This window comes from Avibacterium sp. 20-132 (assembly GCF_023611925.1).
GTDB lineage: Bacteria > Pseudomonadota > Gammaproteobacteria > Enterobacterales > Pasteurellaceae > Avibacterium.
Window position 1 is genome coordinate 1,360,976 of the sequence record NZ_CP091456.1, and the last position, 19,866, is coordinate 1,380,841.

At 38.8% G+C, this 19,866-nt stretch carries 18 protein-coding genes; 15 read left to right on the plus strand and 3 right to left on the minus strand.

Annotated elements, in window-relative coordinates:
• A complete protein-coding gene (locus L4F93_RS06480; protein ID WP_250349540.1) occupies nucleotides 1-549 on the minus strand; it encodes a DUF924 family protein in 549 nt (182 codons plus the stop codon).
• Nucleotides 550-727: 178 nt separating this feature from the next.
• Here L4F93_RS06480 and infA point away from each other — a divergent pair, with 178 nt between their 5' ends.
• From infA to L4F93_RS06515, 7 genes are all read left to right on the plus strand, one after another.
• Nucleotides 728-946 carry a translation initiation factor IF-1 gene (infA, locus tag L4F93_RS06485; RefSeq protein ID WP_005627617.1) on the plus strand — a complete coding sequence of 73 codons (219 nt, stop codon included), beginning with the start codon at nucleotides 728-730 and terminating at the stop codon, nucleotides 944-946.
• A 116-nt stretch (nucleotides 947-1,062) separates the two neighbouring features.
• Nucleotides 1,063-2,919 carry an ATP-binding protein gene (locus L4F93_RS06490; RefSeq protein WP_250349541.1) on the plus strand — a complete coding sequence of 619 codons (1,857 nt, stop codon included), beginning with the start codon at nucleotides 1,063-1,065 and terminating at the stop codon, nucleotides 2,917-2,919.
• Between the two features lie 97 nt (nucleotides 2,920-3,016).
• Nucleotides 3,017-3,199, plus strand: coding sequence for a type II toxin-antitoxin system HicA family toxin (locus L4F93_RS06495; protein WP_250349542.1), 183 nt, complete (start codon nucleotides 3,017-3,019; stop codon nucleotides 3,197-3,199).
• A gap of 25 nt (nucleotides 3,200-3,224) precedes the next feature.
• Entirely contained in the window at nucleotides 3,225-3,632 is a 408-nt protein-coding gene (locus L4F93_RS06500; RefSeq protein WP_250349543.1) for a type II toxin-antitoxin system HicB family antitoxin, read from the plus strand.
• A gap of 127 nt (nucleotides 3,633-3,759) precedes the next feature.
• Nucleotides 3,760-5,223 (plus strand): sucrose-specific PTS transporter subunit IIBC, encoded by a 1,464-nt coding sequence (locus L4F93_RS06505; RefSeq protein WP_250349544.1) that lies wholly within the window; start codon nucleotides 3,760-3,762, stop codon nucleotides 5,221-5,223.
• A gap of 126 nt (nucleotides 5,224-5,349) precedes the next feature.
• Nucleotides 5,350-5,751, plus strand: coding sequence for an NUDIX hydrolase (locus L4F93_RS06510; protein WP_250349545.1), 402 nt, complete (start codon nucleotides 5,350-5,352; stop codon nucleotides 5,749-5,751).
• 200 nt (nucleotides 5,752-5,951) lie between these two features.
• Entirely contained in the window at nucleotides 5,952-7,298 is a 1,347-nt protein-coding gene (locus tag L4F93_RS06515) for an MFS transporter (RefSeq protein ID WP_250349546.1), read from the plus strand.
• Between the two features lie 64 nt (nucleotides 7,299-7,362).
• Here the strand turns inward: L4F93_RS06515 and ffh are convergent, their stop codons facing one another.
• Nucleotides 7,363-8,748, minus strand: a complete 1,386-nt coding sequence (gene ffh, locus L4F93_RS06520) for a signal recognition particle protein (RefSeq protein WP_250349547.1) — start codon at nucleotides 8,746-8,748, stop codon at nucleotides 7,363-7,365.
• A 157-nt stretch (nucleotides 8,749-8,905) separates the two neighbouring features.
• Between ffh and L4F93_RS06525 the strand changes: the two genes are divergently transcribed.
• From L4F93_RS06525 to L4F93_RS06555, 7 genes are all read left to right on the plus strand, one after another.
• Nucleotides 8,906-9,715 carry a cytochrome C assembly family protein gene (locus L4F93_RS06525; protein ID WP_250349548.1) on the plus strand — a complete coding sequence of 270 codons (810 nt, stop codon included), beginning with the start codon at nucleotides 8,906-8,908 and terminating at the stop codon, nucleotides 9,713-9,715.
• 42 nt (nucleotides 9,716-9,757) lie between these two features.
• Complete coding sequence (locus L4F93_RS06530; protein ID WP_250349549.1) at nucleotides 9,758-11,038, plus strand: HlyC/CorC family transporter; 1,281 nt, start codon at nucleotides 9,758-9,760, stop codon at nucleotides 11,036-11,038.
• Between the two features lie 272 nt (nucleotides 11,039-11,310).
• On the plus strand, nucleotides 11,311-13,386 hold the full coding sequence (locus tag L4F93_RS06535; protein ID WP_250349550.1) for a TonB-dependent receptor domain-containing protein: 2,076 nt from the start codon (nucleotides 11,311-11,313) through the stop codon (nucleotides 13,384-13,386).
• 163 nt (nucleotides 13,387-13,549) lie between these two features.
• Complete coding sequence (gene exbB / locus L4F93_RS06540; protein ID WP_250349551.1) at nucleotides 13,550-14,005, plus strand: TonB-system energizer ExbB; 456 nt, start codon at nucleotides 13,550-13,552, stop codon at nucleotides 14,003-14,005.
• A gap of 1 nt (nucleotide 14,006) precedes the next feature.
• Nucleotides 14,007-14,393 carry a TonB system transport protein ExbD gene (gene exbD / locus L4F93_RS06545; RefSeq protein ID WP_250349552.1) on the plus strand — a complete coding sequence of 129 codons (387 nt, stop codon included), beginning with the start codon at nucleotides 14,007-14,009 and terminating at the stop codon, nucleotides 14,391-14,393.
• On the plus strand, nucleotides 14,394-15,164 hold the full coding sequence (locus L4F93_RS06550; RefSeq protein WP_250349553.1) for an energy transducer TonB: 771 nt from the start codon (nucleotides 14,394-14,396) through the stop codon (nucleotides 15,162-15,164).
• Between the two features lie 91 nt (nucleotides 15,165-15,255).
• Complete coding sequence (locus L4F93_RS06555) at nucleotides 15,256-15,996, plus strand: ankyrin repeat domain-containing protein (RefSeq protein ID WP_250349554.1); 741 nt, start codon at nucleotides 15,256-15,258, stop codon at nucleotides 15,994-15,996.
• An 86-nt stretch (nucleotides 15,997-16,082) separates the two neighbouring features.
• Here L4F93_RS06555 and L4F93_RS06560 read toward each other — a convergent pair whose 3' ends face one another.
• Nucleotides 16,083-17,864, minus strand: coding sequence for an ABC transporter ATP-binding protein/permease (locus L4F93_RS06560; RefSeq protein ID WP_250349555.1), 1,782 nt, complete (start codon nucleotides 17,862-17,864; stop codon nucleotides 16,083-16,085).
• A gap of 208 nt (nucleotides 17,865-18,072) precedes the next feature.
• Here L4F93_RS06560 and L4F93_RS06565 point away from each other — a divergent pair, with 208 nt between their 5' ends.
• Complete coding sequence (locus tag L4F93_RS06565; protein ID WP_250349556.1) at nucleotides 18,073-19,731, plus strand: putative transporter; 1,659 nt, start codon at nucleotides 18,073-18,075, stop codon at nucleotides 19,729-19,731.
• The last annotated feature ends 135 nt before the right edge of the window (nucleotides 19,732-19,866 follow it).

The window sequence follows — 19,866 nt, forward strand, 5'->3', positions numbered from 1 at the left end:
TTAAAACGAGGAATTCGGTTGATTTAAAAACGCAATTTCTTCCGCTGTCGATGGGCGATTTAAAATCTCATTACGATGTGGATAACGATTAAATTTATCAATAATGGCTTTGTGGCGTAACTCAAAATCCAGCGTGTATTCATCATTTAGCGAACGAAATAAATCAACTGCTTGTTGGTGAATAAAGGCTGATTCACTGTGCATATAAGGCATAATCATAAATTTACGCCATACTGTTGGCAGGCGAGTAAAATCAGCTTGTTTAATCGCTTCTTGGGCTAAGGCTAATGCCATCGGATCTTGTGCAAATGCCGCAGGGGTATTGCGGTATAGGTTACGAGAAAATTGATCTAATACAATAATTTCTGCTAAGCGTCCTTCAATGCTTTCGCGCCAGCTTGCGCATTCACCTTGTGCTGCCGCTTTTAAAGTGCGGTCAAATTTTTCACGAATTTTATTATCAAAGTCTTCACTTTTTACAAACCAAAAAGGTTGATTTTCCTCGCTGAACCAAAAATCCAGCACCGCTTGTGGTGTCGCAATATTCATAAAATGTCCTTAATTGAAATAAAAAAATGAAGTGAATTTCACGGCGGCAGATTTTACCATAGTTTATTAAAATTTGTGCATTAGACTAAATTTCTAGAAAAAACTTGGTGAATGCCCTTGATAGGAGTATAATTTGCCCGTTTTTTGACTTATTTATTAACTAATATTAGAGGAATTAATGGCTAAAGAAGATTGCATTGAAATGCAAGGCACAATTTTAGAAACCTTGCCAAACACAATGTTCCGTGTGGAATTAGAAAATGGGCACGTAGTTACTGCACATATTTCAGGAAAAATGCGTAAAAATTATATTCGTATTTTAACAGGCGATAAAGTTACTGTAGAAATGACGCCGTATGATTTAAGCAAAGGACGTATTATTTTCCGTAGTCGCTAATTTTTATTCTTCTTATTTATTGAGATTTGCCCTAAGTGATGCTTAGGGCAAATTTTTATCTATTTTTTATAATGTGATCGCAATTATCACGCTATTTACCGATAAAGAGCATAAAAATGAGAAATATCAAACATTTCGCACAACGCTATGTGGATTGGGTGATCCGTCTTGGGCGCGTGCGGTTTTCCCTGCTTGGTGTGCTGGTGCTAGCTGTACTGGCACTCTGTACACAAATGCTATTAAGCCTTTTTGTTGTAGGAACGGTTTATTGGGCAGATGTCGTGCGTTCTGTGGTATTTGGCTTGATTTCTGCCCCTTTTGTGATCTATTTCTTCACGCTGTTAGTGGAAAAGCTGGAAAAATCTCGCCTTGAATTAGCCAAATTAGTGGAAAATTTACGCCGTGAAGTCTCGGAAAGAATGGTAGCAGAAAAGAAACTATCCATTGCGCTTAATGATCTTGAACAAAATAGCCGAAATAAAACCGCATTAATGACAACCATTAGCCACGAATTACGCACCCCACTAAATGGCATTATTGGGTTGAGCCGTATTTTATTAGACGGTAATTTAACCGCCGAGCAGCAAAATTATCTCAAAACAATCAATATGAGTGCGGTGTCTTTAGGGCATATTTTTAGCGATATTATCGATCTGGAAAAAATTGATGCGCATAAAATAGAATTGAACCGCAAAGAAACGGATTTTTATGCCTTTCTTAATGATATTGCCAATTTCGCCACCTTAATGGCGGAGCAAAATCACCTAAAATTTGAATTAGACTATGAATCTGATTTACCGCAATGGCTGATGTTAGATAACGCAAGATTGAGTCAAATTTTATGGAATTTAATTAATAATGCGGTGAAGTTTACACAAAAAGGCGTGATCAAGCTCAAAGTTACACGAATTGCTGAACAACAATTTGCTTTCGCGATTTCTGATACAGGTATTGGCATTGCAGAAAGCGAATTAGCCAATATTTTTGCAATGTATTATCGTGTGCAATCCAACCAATATCAGCACGCGGGCAGTGGCATTGGTCTAGCCGTTTCCAAAACCATTGCCAATTTAATGGGGGGCGATCTCAGCGTGCAAAGTGCGGTGGGAAAAGGCTCAATTTTTACCTTAACTATCCAAGCTAAACCTGTCAGTAAACCGTTAGACTATCAGCAATATTTGCCAAGCCAACTGCGTATTTTGCTCATTGAAGATATTGAGGTCAATGTAATTGTCGCAAAATCTGTTTTGGAAAAATTAGGCTATGAGGTAGATGTCGCGATGACGGGGCAGCAAGCCATTGAAAAATTTGAACAAAATAGTTATGACTTGTTACTCATTGATATTCAACTGCCTGATATGTCGGGTTTTGAAATCGCTCAGTATTTACGTCAGCAATATGAAAATGATCATTATGAGTATTTACCGCCACTGATCGCCCTTACCGCCAACGTAATGCACGATAAACAAGAATATCTCCAACAAGGAATGGACGATATTTTACGCAAGCCCCTTTCTTTAGAGGCACTGACGCAATGTTTATATCAGTTTTTTAATCAGGATATTTCGCCTATCCCAGAAACCACGAAACAATACGATATTGCGCAAGATGAGATCTTAGATCTGGCTACATTACAGGAACTTGTCGCCTTATTAGGCGTAAAAACGGTAAAAAATAACACCGCACTTTTCCAACAAATGATGCCTGATTATGTGAAAGAGTTGTTCTCTGCTTATGAAATGTACAAACTTCAACCTGAATATCAAAAAGAAGTGGCAAATATTGCCCATAAAATAAAGGGGGCAGCAGGCGCCGTGGGGTTAAAACGTATCCAACAAATCGCCGAACAAGCCCAGCATAGCGAAAACCCTGATTGGGAAAGTGAGATCACCAATTATTTGGAACAACTATCGCAAAATTGGCAGAAAGATTTGGACAAACTTATTTTTTGGTTAGATTCTCTCGATCATTAATTTTTAGACTAGCCCTTATACCTTTATATAAAAATAGCAAAAGTTGTTATTTGGAAAGGCGGGGGTATAATAACTCTAATTAGATGGGCGAGAGAACGTGAATAGTGCAAATTTAATCAAACAAATTGAGAATGATGGCTGGCAACTGATTGCGGTGAAAGGTAGTCATCATCAATTTAAGCATTCTATAAAAAAAGGGCGAGTAACAATTCCCCATCCGAAAAAAGATTTACCGCTCAAAACTGTTCATTCAATTTTAAAACAAGCTGGGTTGAAATAACCCTTTTTGATATAAGAGGTAGATAATGTTATATCCAATTGGAATTGAAATGGGTGATGAAAATCACGCTTATGGTGTCATTGTTCCTGATGTGCCAGGCTGCTTTTCTGCGGGAGATACCTTAGAAGAAGCCTTTGCGAATGCAAAAGAAGCTATTACTTTTCATATCGAAGGAATGATCGAGGACGGCGAAGATATTCCGCTGCCAACAGATCTGCAAAGACATATGAAAAATAAAGAATACGAAGCCTTTACTTTCACTGTGGTGGATGTTGATCTTACCCATTTAATGGGAAAAACAGAGAAAATTAATGTGACTTTGCCAAAGCGTTTAATTAATAAAATTGATCGTTATGTGGCAACTCACCCAGAATATAAGAGCCGTAGTGGGTTTTTAGCTCAAATTGCTACAGATAAATTGCTAACTGCATAAAATTTTTAAGATGGATGTTGATTATCTGAGCTAACTCAAATTTTTCTTATTTCAGACTAGCCACGCTTAAAGGTTTTAGCTAGAATCTGTGCAATTTTAATTCGACATCAACAAGAGGAAGAAACCGATGAATTTTCCAAATATTGCCAAGCAAGTTATTGAGAAGTTGGGCGGTAAAGAGAATATCAGTGCGCTTGCCCATTGTGCAACTCGCTTACGTATTGTGGTCAAAGATGAAGGCAAAATTGATAAAGAAGCGATCGAAAATATTGATGGCGTAAAAGGTCAATTTTCTGTTTCAGGACAATATCAAATTATTTTTGGTTCGGGAACCGTAAATAAAGTACACGATGAAATGGCAACATTATTAAACATCGGGGATATGACGAAAAATGAGGTTGCAAAACAAGCTTCAGACAATAACCAAGGGCTAATTATGCGTTTGGTGAAAGGCTTAGCAGATATTTTTGTGCCAATTATCCCTGCCATTGTCGCGGGCGGTTTATTAATGGGGATCCACAGTATGCTTACTGCACAAGGATTCTTCTGGGATGTGCCACAAGCCCTGCGCGATTCTGGGCAGCCTATCACGGGGTATTCCGTTGTCGATCGCTTTAGTAATCTTTCCGATCTTGTTGATTTTATTAATACTATTGCCAATGCGCCTTTCGTCTTCTTGCCCGTGTTACTGGGCTTTTCGGCAACGCGCAAATTTGGTGGAAACCCGTTCTTAGGCGCCGCATTGGGGATGTTATTGGTTCACCCAGCACTGGCAGATGGTTGGAACTATGCCCTGACCGCCGCGCAAGGCAAAATCACGCACTGGAATGTATTTGGTTTAGAAATTGAAAAAGTCGGCTATCAAGGCACGGTAATTCCAACCTTAATTTCGGCGTGGGTTCTTGCTACCTTAGAGAAAACTTTCCGTAAATTTGTGCCGTCTTATCTAGATAATCTTATTACGCCAATGTTCTCGTTATTTATCGCGGGGTTATTAGCCTTTACCGTGATTGGCCCAATCGGACGTGAAGCGGGGGATTTAATCACCATTGGTTTAACTTGGTTATATGACAAACTTGGCTTTATCGGTGGTGGTATTTTCGGGACATTCTATGCACCAATCGTCATTACAGGTATGCATCAAACCTTTATTGCAGTAGAAACCCAGCTCCTTTCTAATATGTCATTATCAGGTGGTACTTTCATTTTCCCAATTGCTGCAATGTCAAATATCGCACAAGGGGCGGCTTGTTTAGGTGTAGCCTTTGCATTGAAAGATCCAAAAGTACGTGGTTTAGCCGTGCCTTCAGGGATTTCCGCCTTATTAGGCATCACCGAGCCAGCAATGTTTGGGGTAAACTTACGCTATCGTCAAGCCTTCTTAGCGGCAATGATTGGTTCGGGATTATCAAGTGCATTTATTGCGTTCTTCAATGTGAAAGCACAAGCGCTGGGCGCGGCAGGCTTCTTAGGTATTCCGTCGATTAAACCTGACAGCCTTGCAATGTATAGCGTGGGAATGGTTATTTCTTTCGCGGTGGCTTTCACGCTTTCTGTGATTTTAGTAAAACGTGCGCAAGCTAAAGGATAATCGTAAGCTAAAAGATAATATTGCATAAAACTTCGTAAAAAAGCACCGTACTTTGATCTGCACCCTAAACAGGAATACAATATTCTGCGTTTGAGGTGCAGATTTTTATTTTCAATGAGGCAAAAAATGAAAACGCAAATTGATAAATTAGCTTGGTTATATATTAAAGACAATCACGTATTAATGGCGCGTTCCAAAGGAAAAGAAAAATTTTATCTACCCGGTGGGAAAAGAGAGCAAGGCGAAACGGATCAACAAGCGTTGTTGCGGGAAATTAAAGAAGAGTTGGGTATTACCTTAATTGAATCTAGTCTTGAAAGAATTGGTGAATTTTCAGCTCAAGCAGATGGCAAAAACAGTGATTGCATCGTAACACTCCTTTGCTATAAAGCCGATTTCATCGGCGATTATCGCCCTGAAAGTGAAATTGCTGAACTGGCTTGGATTAGCTACAAAGATAAAGAACAATGCTCTTTGGCCACACAAAAAGTATTGGAATATTTAAGACAGCAAGGTACGTTAGAATAAACGCACCAAAAAATAACCGCACTTTGAGTTACTTCAAAAAAACTAGATATTGAGTACTTATAAAGAGATTGTTCTTAGAAAAATTAATAAAATTAGTGATTCATTTCACGATTTTAACTTTATTTTATTGACATATACCGGAATGTCATTAAATATCTTTTTTCATCCTTCCTTTAATTTATGTTTTTTTAGGAGAAAGAATGCTGAGTTTTTTAAAATCCCAAGCGGGTTCACCTATACCAGAGAATGACGTGTTAAACACTTATAATCGTAAACGTTGGAATGCATTATTTGGTATTTTTATTGGCTACGCAGCTTATTATATTATTCGTAATAATTTTATTTTATCGACTCCTTACTTGAAATCAGAATTAGGCTTTGACAAAGATATGATTGGACTAATTTCTGGTACATCTTTAGTTATCTATGGCTTAAGTAAAGGTTTTATGAGTGTATTAGCGGATAAAGCCAATCCAAAACATTTTATGATTTTAGGTTTAGTGCTTTCTGCATTAGTTAATTTGATGATGGGATTTAGCTCTGCATTCTGGTTGTTTTTTCTATTAGTCTGCTTAAATGGCTTATTCCAAGGAATGGGGGCAGGACCTGCTTATGTCGTGCTAGCAAATTGGTATCCACGTAAGTCAAGAGGATTTATTACTTCTATTTTTAATAGCTCACATAATGTAGGCGGAGGATTAGTTGCGCCTATTACAGGCGGAGCAATGGCTTGGCTGGGGCAAGAACATTGGCAAACAGCTAATTTTATTGTGCCAGTTACAGTCGTATTATTCATTGCATTAATTTTTTATTTTTTTGGTGCAGGTAAAACCTACAATGAAGGATTGCCTCCATTACACCAAATTTTACATAACGATCAAGAAGAATTAGTTGTTACAAAATCAGACGATCAGCATTTATCGTCATGGCAAATTCTTAAAAATTATGTGTTAAATGATAAAAATGTTTGGTTTGTCTCTTTTATTGATGTATTTACTTATATGATTCGGTTTGGTGTACTAACGTGGCTACCACTTTATTTATTGGAAACTAAAGGATTTAGCAAAAAAGATATGGGAATTGCTTTTGCGATTTTTGAATGGTCTGCGATTATTTCTACTTTATTTGCTGGTTATTTGACCGATTCGTTTTTTAAGGGAAGACGTATGCCATTATCTATTATCTGCCTCGTTGGTGTTGGTATGGCTATGTTTATCTACTGGGGAGGAGAAACTTTAGGTACGGTAACATTAGGGGCTGGAATTATTGGCTGCTTAATCTATGTGCCAATGTTCCTTAGTTCTTTACAAACGATTGAATTAGTGCCGAGTTTTGCAGCAGGTTCAGCTACAGGCTTAAGAGGATTTTTAAGCTATGTGTTAGGCAGCTTTAGTGGTACAGCATTGATCGGATTTGTAGCAAAACATTATGGATGGGATTATGGGTTCTATCTTCTAATATTTGCTGTTGTCGCTTGTATTTTTTGTTGTTATATGACTCATCGAGGAGTAATTGCATTAGAACGTAAGAAATTATCTGCACAATAAAATTTCTAATAAAAAATAACCGCACTTTGAAAGCGCGGTTATTTCTTCCGTTTTTTACGATTAATTAGCGTTTGAACATATTGCCAAGGCCGCCTAAACCGCCCATTCCGCCCATCATTCCTTTCATTCCACGCATCATTTTTGCCATTCCACCTTTACGCATTTTTTTCATCATACGTTGCATTTCATCAAATTGTTTCAGTAATTTATTCACGTCTTGCACTTGTGTGCCAGAGCCTAAGGCGATACGGCGGCGGCGTGAACCTTTGATGATTTCAGGTTTAGCTCGCTCTTTTAAGGTCATTGAATTGATGATGGCTTCCATTTTAATAAACATTTTGTCATCAACTTGATTTTTGATGTGATCAGGCAGGTTTTTCGCACCCGGTAATTTTTCCAGCATTGTCATCATTCCGCCCATTTTTTTCATTTCAATAAGCTGATCACGGAAATCTTCCAATGTGAAATCATCGCCTTTTTGGAATTTTTTTGCCATTTTTTCCGCTTTTTCTTGATCCACTGAGCGTTGTAGATCTTCAATTAGCGAAAGTACGTCCCCCATTCCTAAAATGCGTGAAGCAACACGATCAGGGTGGAATGGTTCGAGGGCTTCTGTTTTTTCCCCAACCCCTAAGAATTTAATTGGTTTGCCAGTGATTTGGCGAATAGAAAGGGCCGCACCGCCACGAGCATCGCCGTCTACTTTGGTAAGAATAACCCCTGTAAGCGGTAGCGCTTCATTAAAGGCTTTTGCAGTATTTGCGGCATCTTGTCCGGTCATTGCGTCGACGGTGAAAAGGGTTTCCACTGGGTTAAGTGCGGTGTGAATTTTTTGGATTTCTTCCATCATTTCACTATCAACGTGCAAACGACCCGCGGTATCCACAATCAACACATCGTAGAATTTGAGTTTAGCATCAGCAAGGGCGGCTTGCACAATTTCTACGGGGTTTTGTTGGCTATTAGACGGGAAGAAATCTACCCCAACGGCTTGCGCAAGGGTTTCAAGTTGTTTGATCGCGGCTGGGCGATAGACGTCCGCCGAGACCACCATCACTTTTTTCTTCTGACGTTCACGTAAGAATTTAGCGAGCTTACCTACGCTCGTGGTTTTCCCCGCCCCTTGCAAACCTGCCATTAAAATCACCGCAGGCGGTTGAGTCGCAAGGTTGAGGCTCTCATTGGCTTCACCCATTGCTTTTTCAAGCTCAGATTGCACAATTTTGAGAAATTCTTGTCCCGGCGTTAAGCTACGATTGACTTCTTCACCGATAGCACGTTCTTTGACTTTATTAATAAATTCACGCACGACGGGTAAAGCAACATCTGCTTCAAGCAATGCCATACGCACTTCACGCAGGGTATCTTTAATATTATCTTCGGTTAAACGTCCTTTCCCCGTAATGTTACGCAGGGTTTTCGAGAGACGATCAGAAAGGTTTTCAAACATCGTTTTTCCTAAATTTGAGTGGAATGAAATGAAATAAATTGTGCCAATTATACTGAAATCCCACAGATTTTCATCATTTGCAAGAAATTTATAGCGATTTTAGTGCGGCAAGGCTAGAATAAAAATAATTCTTGATTTGGCTTTAAGGTGAGTAAAAATGTGGTTTGCCATATTTTCGATTTTTTTATACATAATCAGTATTTTGTTCATTACCCCAATGTTATTAAAAGCACACTCGGGAGAACAAACGAAAAAACCGAATAAAACATTGTTTTTTTGCACCGCACTTTTGGCAGTTGTGGCACATTGCATTAGTCTTGTCCCCCTGTTTTCTCATTTAGCGAATGCCCAACAATTTACCCTGATGGATATTAGTTCTCTGCTAAGTGTAATTGTGGCTGCTTTGGCAACCTTTGCGCTTGGTTTTCGAGTGAATACCCTGTGGTTCTTATTACCTATTGTGTATTGTTTGGCGATAATTAATTTGATTTTACAGACATTTTTACCTATCGCACTTGTGCAACATTTAATCCATAATGTGGGCTTATTTTTACATATCGGTTTGGCCTTATTGGCTTATGCGGTATGTTTTATTGCGACCTTATATGCCGTTCAATTGTGGTGGATTGATAGGAACTTAAAAAGTAAAAAATTAGCATTATCGCCTATTATTCCGCCATTAATGACGGTAGAGCGGCATTTTTTCCGTTTGATGTTAAGTGGTGAGTTCTTACTGACTTTAACATTAATCTCTGGCGCGGTGTATTTACCCGACTTTTTTGGTATGCAAAATGTACAAAAAGCGATTTTTTCTTTTTTAGCGTGGGTTGTGTTAGCCATTGCTTTAATTGGGCATTGGAAATGGCACTGGCGTGGAAAAAAGGTGATTATTTATAGTATTTCGGGTATGATTTTGCTCTCAATTGCTTATTTTGGCAGTCGTGTTGCGTTTGGGCTAGGGCTTTAATTTGAGCGCCCAAGAACGATGGTTTGATAAAAGGATTTGATTTTGGATAGTATCCCCCTTAGTACATTATTTATCACGTTAATTATTTTACTGATTTTATCCGCTTATTTTTCTAGCTCAGAAACGGGCTTACTTTCTGCCAATCGTTATCGAATGCGGTTCCTTGCTGAAAAGGGACATAAAGGCGCAAAAAAGGCAGAAAAATTACTCAAGAAAACCGATATTCTACTTAGCCTTATTTTAATTTGTAATAACCTCGTTAATATTTCCGCTTCCGCGATTGCAACCATTATTGGAATGCGTTTGTATGGCGATATGGGGGTGGCGATTGCCACTGGGGCATTAACTTTTGCAATGCTGATTTTCGCTGAAATTTTCCCCAAAACCATTGCAGCACTTTACCCCGAAAAAGTGGCATTTTTATCAAGTCATATTCTTACGCCATTGCTGAAAATTTTTAGCCCAATCGTGTTCTTAATGAACCTGATTATTCGTGGCCTGATGAAATTATTCCGTGTTAAAAATGAACAAAAAGTCAGTTCATTAAGCACGGAAGAGCTACGTGCTATTGTGAATCAATCAGGGCATTTCATTCCTTCCGCTCACCAAGAAATGTTGCTTTCTATTTTGGATTTAGAAAAAGTGACGGTGGACGATATTATGGTGCCACGCAACGATATTGGCGGGATCAACATTGACGATGATTGGAAAGCCATTATGCGTCAGCTCAATCACTCGGCACACAGTAAAATCGTGCTATACAAAGAAAGTATGGACGAAAATGTGTTAGGTATTTTACGTGTGCGTGAAGCATATCGTTTAATGTTAGATAAAAATGAATTTAGTAAAGAGACATTAATTCGAGCAGTTGATGAGGCCTATTTTATCCCTGAAGGCACGCCATTAAATGCACAATTAGTCAACTTCCGTAATAAAAAAGAACGTATAGGTTTAGTGGTTGATGAGTATGGCGATATCAAAGGCTTGGTGACATTGGAAGATATTTTGGAAGAAATTGTGGGTGAATTTACCACTTCTACCGCCCCTTCCATTGATGAAGAAGTTACCCAGCAATCAGATGGCTCAATGATTATTGAAGGATCAGCAAATATCAGGGATTTAAATAAATTATTTGACTGGCATTTGGATACCGATGAAGCCCGAACCTTCAATGGACTTATTTTAGAGCATTTAGAAGAAATTCCTGATGAAGGAACAGAATGTGAAATTAACGGCTTAAAAATCACGATTTTAGAAGTCGCAGATAATATGGTGAAACAAGCGAGAGTAGAAAAGATTTCATCAGCAACACAGCCAAACTAAACGCGTTTTCTTATCATAAAAGCAGAAAGACGAAAGGTGAATTGCCTTTCGTCTTTTTCTTTTGCCTTGCATTTACTTTTTATTTTTAAATGTTATCTAATTTATTTATAAAAGTGCGGTGTTTTTTTTATAAGTTTTTCCTTATTTTTAAATATTTTATCGTTGGTAGATAAAAATTTGCTTTTTTCCATTTCTGACGATTGACTAAAGATGCAAAAAAAAACGATAATAATTCTCAATATTTTAATAATGTGTAATAAAGGAAGTTCATTATGAAGAAAGCAAAATTTGTTCTTTTACCTCTCGCAACACTTGTGGCAACGGCGGTGCAAGCGGAAACCTTAGGTGTGATTGATGTTGTTACTGAAAATACCGGGGCGAAAAGCAAAACCAATGTCGTTACCCTAAAACAAATGGAGCGTAGTACGGAAACGGATTTACGTGGTTTGTTATTTAATGAGCCTGCGATTAATTTTGGTGGTGGAAATGGCGGAACATCGCAATGGGTAACAATTCGTGGAATGGGGCAAGATCAAATTGATTTCAAAGTGGACAATACTTATTCAGATACCCAATCCTTCCACCACGAAGGCCGTTTCTTATTGGATCCAGCCTTAATTAAACGTATTGATGTACAAAAAGGAGCGGGTTCTGCCAGTGCTGGGATTGGTGCAACCAGTGGCTCAATTATTGCAACAACTGTTGATGCGCAAGATTTATTAAGAGAAGGGCAAGATTTTGGGTTTAAACTTACCGGCGGCGTGCGTAGCAATAAAGGTTATACGCAAGGCGCGAGTGTATATGGCAAAGTAGGGGCATTTGATGCGTTAGTTTCAGGTAACTGGAATCACAAAGAAAACTATAAAGGCGGTAAAGATTATAAAAATCTTAATGGATCAGATATCGTACAAAACAGCGCACTAGGTGAGCGTGGCTTATTGGCTAAATTGGGTTGGGATATTACTGAAAATCAACGTGTGGTACTAAGCCATCGCCAAGAACGTTACTATGGTGTGCGTGCATTGCGTGAAGAATTTGATTTTTCTAATTCTTATGTTTCTGCGGCAAACTTATCTTCAGCACAAATCAATAAAGGCTATCAATTAAGTAACGTTTATGCCGGCAAAGATAGAAGTGGGAAGAACGCATACTATGTATTAGATGGTAATGGGAATTATGTGGTGAATGAAGAGAATAATAACCCACGTTACCGTACCACTACGCAAGATACCACCAATTTGGAGTGGACAGGTAAGAATATGGGCTTTGTTACCGAAGCGAAAGCCAATGTTTATCATACAAAACGTGTACGTGAAGAAGGAAGCAGTAAAACCCAAATTCTCACTGCGGGAGCTAACTTAAATTTAGACAGCGCCATTGGTGAAAATCACCTAGTGAAATACGGCGTAAATTATCGTAAACAAGTAGGAAAACCAAATCAACTTGCCGCAGGTGCGCATAATCAACGCAAAGACGATCTCGGTGTGTATGTAGAAGGCATTTGGGGAATGGGACCTGTCATCTTAACAACAGGGGCGCGTTATGATTACTTTAACTTTAAAGCGTCAAATGGCTCTAAGGCAAGCAAAGGGCATTTCAACCCAAGTGCGGGCTTAATTTGGCAAGTTTCTGATGATTTAAGCTTGAACACCAGTTTGAACTATGCAACCCGTAGCCCTCGTTTATATGAGGTAATGATTGCTGGTTCTGGCACAATTGGAATCGATAGCAATATCCGTGCAGAAAAAGCACGCAATGCAGAAATTGGTTTCAATTATGATTTAAATGATCGTATTTCACTAAGTGGAAGTTACTTCTGGCAAAAAGTAAAAGATGCGATGTCATTGAAAAATAATGTTATTGATAATGTTATTTATAAGGTTATTTATAATGGCGCATTATTGCGTAACCAAGGTTATGAACTATCCGCTGCTTATAAACACGCGGGCTTAACACTACGCGCAGGTGTGGCAGAAAGTAAACCTGAAGTTTATGGTAATGTGGCGGATAATACAGTATTTGCTGTGGCAACAGGGCGTACTTGGACAACCGAAGTGTCGTACAAATTCGCTAATCCAAACTTAATTATCGGTTGGAAAGGACGTTTTGTTGAGGGCGAAACAGGAACACCGAGCCGTGGTTCAGGTGGAAGCACAAGTGTGAAACAACCGGGTTATGGCGTAAATGATCTTTATGCGAGCTGGGAAGCCAATGAAAATCTCACGATTAACGTTGCAGTTGATAATGTATTCAACAAAAACTACAAAAGCCATAGCCAGCGTGCAGGGGTAAATAGTTTAACGGGCGCTGGACGCGACTTTAGAATGAATGTAAATTACACATTCTAATCTGTTTAACAAGTGCGGTGATTTTTCACCGCATTTTTTATTCGCACTTTGACCGAAAATTTTTAATTTGTTACAATTTGCAACCTAATTGAAATTCATTCTCAATAACAATTAAGGGCAGTTTGCCTCAGTTTTATTTAACGTCAGCGTTAAGGATTTCCCAATGCCACAATTATTCGCATTTTTACAACATTATATTGATTACATTATTTTAGGGTTACTCGGCTTAATGAGCTTTATGATGGTATGGTTCGTCATTGAACGTTTTATCTTTTTGAGCCGTGTGAATGTTTCACACTACACCAATATTCACGAATTAGACATCGATCTCAACCGTAATCTCACTATTATTTCCACTATTGGATCGAATGCCCCTTATGTCGGCTTGCTTGGCACAGTTATCGGTATTCTATTAACCTTCTATGAATTGGGAAATTCAGGGGGAGATATTGATGCAGCCGCCATTATGCTTAATCTTTCTCTTGCGCTCAAAGCCACTGCCGTAGGGATTTTAGTTGCCATTCCATCAATGGTGTTTTACAACGGTTTACAACGCAAAGTAGAAGTGAATCGCTTGAAATGGAAAGCCTTAAACGGACAAAAAAATCTAGGGGCATAATGTGAAAAAGTTTGATGAAATCAATATTATCCCTTTCATTGACATTATGTTAGTGTTGCTGGCGATTGTATTAATTACCGCGTCTTTTATTTCTCAAGGAAAAATCCAAGTCAATGTGCCAAAAGCAAGCAGTACCGTCGCATTTAAGTCGGACGATTTGGCTAAATTATTAACGGTTACCGAAACAGGGGAAATCTTTTTTAACGATAAACCTACGGATCTCGCCCAAATGGAAAAAGAAGTCGCAAGCTGGGCGAAAGATCAAAAAGTTACCCTAAAAGTCGATGCGAAAGCAACCTTCCAAGATTTTGTTAGCCTCACGGATTTAATGGCGAAGAATAACATCAAAAATGTTGCCATTGTAACAATGAAAGAGAAAGGCAACTAAATGGCAAATAAACATCGTTCTTGGTTTGGTTTTTTCTTTTCTTTGCTGTTCCACGTAATGCTTATTGGGGCAATTCTTTATGCAATACGAGATGATGGCACGGCAAATGGTTATCAGGCAGAAATCATTGATAATAGCATTTCAATGGAAATGCTAATGGGAATGACCGTGGAAGAGCCTGAAGTGACACCAGAGCCACAGCCAATAGAGCCAGAACCAGAAGTGAAAGAAAGCGTGCCTGATCCTATTGTGAAACCAGAACCGCCAAAGCCTGAAAAACCAAAGGAAAAAGAGGTTAAAAAGGAAAAGCCAAAAAAAATCCCAAAAGAGAAGCCAAAGCAAAAACCAAAAGAAAAACCGTTGGCAAATAAAGAATTAGAAAAAGGCGATCGTAATATTAATTCAGCGGCGAAGATCACCTCCAATGCAACGAGCCTAGGCAAAGCAACGGTAACTAATCCGAATTTAGTTGGGAAAGGAACCAGTTCAGATGAAGCCAAAGCCTATCTTAGTGCCATAAGGAAGGAAATTGAGCGTCAGCAACGTTATCCGCAACGCGCCAAAATGATGCGAAAACAGGGAATCGTTACTGTTAGTTTCACCATCGCAAATGATGGTTCATTGAATAATGTACAATTAGCAAAATCATCAGGGAATAATGATCTTGATAATGCCGCCCTTGATGCCGTAAAACGCGCGCGTTCTATTGGACCAAAACCCGCAAGTGTTAGCTCCTCGGCAAGTGTGCCATTACGATTTAGTATTCAGTAAAACCATTCTTAAGTGCGGTGAAAAAATTCCCTGTTTTTACACCGCACTTCTCTTTATAATGCTTGCTCCCTACTTTATTAGAGAGAAGATAATGAAAAAATTAACCCAACTTTTTACTTTTACCTTAACCCTTGGCATATCAATGTTCGCCTCTGCAACAGAAAATGAACAGGCGAAGCCTTATACCTCCGCATTTCGTTTTAGTGCAGAAGAAATGCACGATATTGCGAATCCAAATAAGCTTGCGTGGCGTATTTTCTATACAGAACCCTCTAAAGGTGAAAATGCACACTGGTTTGATGCCGTCAAACAAGGTAATTTAGCTGAAATTAAAGCGATGGTTGAAAAAGGGCAAGATCTTGAGGTAAAAGATACAGGAAGCCTTGGGCAAACCGCGCTTGGTTGGGCTGCATTTATTGGTTATGAAGATATTGTAGAATATTTAATCTCACAAGGTGCAAGCCTTTTTGCTACTGATTCAGGTGATGTTTATAACGTGCTGAAATCAGCTGTATTAGGCAAAAATACCCATATAGTGAAAAAAATCTATGGGAATTTAAGCCCTGTAGATTTAAACGATCAAAGTATTGAAAGTGATGGTGAAACCTTGCTGATGGTTGCAGCCAGCAATAACCGCTTGGAAACAGTAAAATTCCTTATTTCTCAGGGAGCAAATGTGAATTTAGTGACCACCACAAAAGAGCCATCAATGTTTTCTTATAACCAAAGTGCCTTGTCTTATGCCTGTGAGCGTAATTTACCTGAAATGCAAAAACTGCTTATTCAAAATGGCGCAATTAATCATAAAACAGGCAAACCTAGTTGTAATTAGTTAATAAGATTAAATAAAAAGCTAAGTGCGGTGTAAAAACTTCCTATTTTTACACCGCACTTTTGTTTATTCTGATTTTTTATTAGTTAGCATAAACGCCAGCTTTTGTCTGGCTGAATTTGTAAATGCAATGCGTGATGTTTCAGTAAGGTAGAACGATGCCCTACACTAATTATAGTGGTATTTGGCAATATGCTATCTAATAATTGATACATTGCTTCTTCCAATCCTTCGTCCATACTTGCGGTGGCTTCGTCAAGGAAGGCAACCTGTGGTTTATGTAAAAATAAACGCGCAAAAGCAAGGCGTTGTTGTTCGCCGAGAGAAAGTACACGCGTCCAATCTTTTTGTTGTTCAAGTTTATCGCTTAAATGACCTAAATTGACCTGTTGCATAATTTGTTGAATATGGGATAAATCCGGTTCTTGAGGTGCAAGCGTAGGATAATAAAGCGCATCAATTAACCGACCTTGCGGTAAATACGGTTTTTGTGAGAGGAACAATGCCTGTGTTTGCGGGCAATATATTTTGCCTTCAGAATATGGCCAAAGTCCGGCTATGGTGCGTAATAGGGTTGTTTTTCCTGAGCCAGAAGGACCTTGAATAAGTAGGCGACTTCCTAAAGGGAGAGTGAGATTAAGTTTTTCAATCAGGCTTTGATTATCAGGGCGTTTAATCGTTAAATGTTGAAAAATCACTTCGCCATCGCTATTTTCTATTTCCACATTTGTGTTGTGATTAATAGAATGGAGCGCACTGTGGAAACCCGTTAAACGATCAAGTACTGCACGATAAGCGGTAAAGTCATCATAAGAATTTCGATAAAAAGAAAGGGCTTCTTGCACTTTACCGAACGCTTGTGAAGTTTGCATTAAATCCCCTAATTTAATTTGTCCACTAAAGTAACGTGTCGCTTGAATGATAAAAGGAAAAATAACGGAAACTTGCGATACCGCAAGATTAAATCCGGACAGTTTTAGCATTCGATAAACCAATTGCCAGATATTGCTAATAATGTTGTTAAATTGTTTAAATAAAATATGGCTTTCCATTTTTTCACCACGATAAAAGGCGATGCTTTCGGCATATTCTTTTAAACGAATGAGGGAATAGCGGTAGTTCGCGTTAAGCTTTTCATTGGCAAAGTTAAGTTTTATTAATGGTCGTCCAATTTTAAAAGCGATAAGACTCGTAATTAGCACATAAACAAAAACCAGAAAGACCATCATATGTGGGATTTCATAGCCTGCGATCACCATTGGACCGGATAAATCCCATAAAATTGCGGTAAAGGCAACCAGTGATACGGTTGAGGAAATGACGCCAGTGGCAAAGCCAAGCGAGCTGGTCACATAAGAGTCAATATCCTGCTGAATTCGCTGATCGGGGTTGTCTAGTTGGCTAGTGCCGTGCAAGGTTTTGTAATAGGCTTGGTTTGCTGTCCATTGGTTGAGATATTGTTGATTAAGCCAAGTTCGCCATTGAATTTTAAAACGTTGCGAAAGGTAATAGGTAAACAAGACGTTTAAAACGTGTACCGTCGCGAGCAAAGAAAAAATGATCATTTGTTGCCAAAATACGTTTGCATTCATTTCTTGTAAGGCGCTATACATTGCGTTATACCAGTTAGAAAAGAGAATATCTAACCGTACCGCAAGCAAATTAAAGAAAATAATCACCCAAAAATAACAGAGTGGTTTTAAATGCTGTTTCGGCGAAAGGTAAGTTTGGGTGATGAGCCAAAATTGTCTTGCCCAACGGGTTGTTTTCACCAAAATGGCTAAAATAATAGAAAATGCGATGCTTGTAATAACAAGACTTTGAATTATCCATAAAAATGAACTGAGTAATTCTTCTGACCAATTCATAATACCGTCCGAGTAAATATGTGAAAATAAAAGGTTAAATCGTCTTTGTTTAGAGTGCAGAATTAAAAATTTGTTCAAAGATTGTTAAAGAAATTTAGTCCGCACGCAAGAAAAATGTGATGTAGATTAAACTTTTAGACTTTAATCCATTCTTTCTGTTTAGAGGTTGCTATAATTTTTTTAGTTAAATGAAATTATCGAGGTTGTGATGAGTGATATTGCGGTGACGATTAGCATTTTAGCCCTTGTTGCGGTCGTCGGATTATGGATCGGGCATTTCAAAGTTCGTGGCGTTGGGTTAGGTATTGGAGGTGTTTTGTTTGGGGGAATTATTGTTGCCCATTTTACCAACCAATATGGCGTGCACTTAGATGCACATACGTTACATTTTATTCAAGAATTTGGGTTAATTCTTTTCGTTTATACAATTGGGATTCAAGTCGGTCCCGGTTTTTTTGCTTCATTGCGAGAATCTGGCTTAAAGCTCAATGGATTAGCCGTATTGATCGTGTTGCTTGGGGCAGCCAGTGTGGTTGTATTATATAAAGCGGCTGAGGTTCCACTTGATATTATTTTGGGGATCTATTCTGGCGCAGTTACAAATACGCCATCATTGGGGGCTGGGCAACAAATTCTTGCTGAATTGGGAATGAGCCATACCACAAGTAATATGGGGATGGCATATGCAGTGGCCTATCCTTTTGGGATTTGTGGGATTTTACTCACAATGTGGTTAGTGCGGTTATTTTTTAAGATAAAAGTAGAGGAAGAAGAGGCAAATTTCCAACGTGAAAGTGGGCAAGATAAAGACAGTTTACGCTCAATGAATATTCGGGTTACAAATCAGAATTTAAATGGCTTAACCTTAATTGAAATTCCCGGATTTGAAAGTGAGGATGTGGTTTGTTCTCGTTTAAAACGTGGCGAGAATGTGAGTGTGCCAAGTGCCGATACGGAAATTCTTCTTGATGATATTTTGCATTTAGTCGGTGATGTTCACGTCCTGCATAAAATGAAGTTAGTCATTGGTGAAGCCATTGATGTGCCACGTTCAACTCTGACAGGGGATTTACGCTCTGAACGTATCGTTGTAACAAATGAGAAAGTTCTAGGAAAGAAAATAAAATCACTTGGTATTCATCAAAAATATGGCGTGGTAATTTCTCGCTTAAACCGTGCAGGGGTAGAGCTAGTTCCTAGTGCGGATACTACACTTCAATTTGGGGACGTATTACATATTGTCGGACGAACAGATGTAATTGATAATGCCATTGCCCTTATTGGGAATGCACAACAAAAATTGCAACAGGTACAAATGCTGCCAGTGTTTATTGGTATTGGTTTAGGCGTGCTGGTGGGGTCAATTCCTTTTTATATTCCGGGGCTTTCTGTGGCGTTAAAACTTGGGCTTGCAGGTGGGCCACTTGTTGTTGCCTTGATTTTGGCAAGAATAGGCAGCATTGGAAAACTTTACTGGTTTATGCCACCAAGTGCAAACCTTGCCTTAAGAGAAATTGGTATTGTGCTGTTTTTAGCGGTAGTCGGGCTGAAATCAGGCGGTAATTTTGTGGATACCCTAGTGAACGGCTCAGGGCTTGAATGGATGGGGTATGGCATTATCATCACATTTTTCCCATTAATGGCGGTAGGGCTATTTGCTCGCTTATATCTAAAACTGAATTACTTGTCTTTATGCGGTTTGCTTGCAGGCTCAATGACGGATCCGCCAGCGCTAGCCTTTGCCAATGCGATTAAAGAAGATAGTGGGGTCGCGGCGCTTTCTTATGCAACGGTCTATCCTTTAGTAATGTTCTTGCGAATACTCTCGCCGCAGTTATTAGCCATTTTGTTGTGGTCTTTTTTCTAATAGTCCGAAATTTCGCAATGCCCAGTTAAACTGGGTATTTTTATTTCTGTTTTCTATACACTCTCAACGTTTATTACGATGTTGTCACTTATCATCCCTTTGTTTTCTTTTTAGATTTCTCAACTGGTCTGAACT

What these genes read in the sequence shown, in the direction of transcription:
- L4F93_RS06480 (WP_250349540.1), bottom strand. Translation starts at nt 549, where the DNA reads ATGAATATTGCGACACCACAAGCGGTGCTGGATTTTTGGTTCAGCGAG.
- infA (WP_005627617.1), top strand. Translation starts at nt 728, where the DNA reads ATGGCTAAAGAAGATTGCATTGAAATGCAAGGCACAATTTTAGAAACC.
- L4F93_RS06490 (WP_250349541.1), top strand. Translation starts at nt 1,063, where the DNA reads ATGAGAAATATCAAACATTTCGCACAACGCTATGTGGATTGGGTGATC.
- L4F93_RS06500 (WP_250349543.1), top strand. Translation starts at nt 3,225, where the DNA reads ATGTTATATCCAATTGGAATTGAAATGGGTGATGAAAATCACGCTTAT.
- L4F93_RS06505 (WP_250349544.1), top strand. Translation starts at nt 3,760, where the DNA reads ATGAATTTTCCAAATATTGCCAAGCAAGTTATTGAGAAGTTGGGCGGT.
- L4F93_RS06510 (WP_250349545.1), top strand. Translation starts at nt 5,350, where the DNA reads ATGAAAACGCAAATTGATAAATTAGCTTGGTTATATATTAAAGACAAT.
- L4F93_RS06515 (WP_250349546.1), top strand. Translation starts at nt 5,952, where the DNA reads ATGCTGAGTTTTTTAAAATCCCAAGCGGGTTCACCTATACCAGAGAAT.
- ffh (WP_250349547.1), bottom strand. Translation starts at nt 8,748, where the DNA reads ATGTTTGAAAACCTTTCTGATCGTCTCTCGAAAACCCTGCGTAACATT.
- L4F93_RS06525 (WP_250349548.1), top strand. Translation starts at nt 8,906, where the DNA reads ATGTGGTTTGCCATATTTTCGATTTTTTTATACATAATCAGTATTTTG.
- L4F93_RS06535 (WP_250349550.1), top strand. Translation starts at nt 11,311, where the DNA reads ATGAAGAAAGCAAAATTTGTTCTTTTACCTCTCGCAACACTTGTGGCA.
- exbB (WP_250349551.1), top strand. Translation starts at nt 13,550, where the DNA reads ATGCCACAATTATTCGCATTTTTACAACATTATATTGATTACATTATT.
- L4F93_RS06550 (WP_250349553.1), top strand. Translation starts at nt 14,394, where the DNA reads ATGGCAAATAAACATCGTTCTTGGTTTGGTTTTTTCTTTTCTTTGCTG.
- L4F93_RS06555 (WP_250349554.1), top strand. Translation starts at nt 15,256, where the DNA reads ATGAAAAAATTAACCCAACTTTTTACTTTTACCTTAACCCTTGGCATA.
- L4F93_RS06560 (WP_250349555.1), bottom strand. Translation starts at nt 17,864, where the DNA reads ATGAATTGGTCAGAAGAATTACTCAGTTCATTTTTATGGATAATTCAA.
- L4F93_RS06565 (WP_250349556.1), top strand. Translation starts at nt 18,073, where the DNA reads ATGAGTGATATTGCGGTGACGATTAGCATTTTAGCCCTTGTTGCGGTC.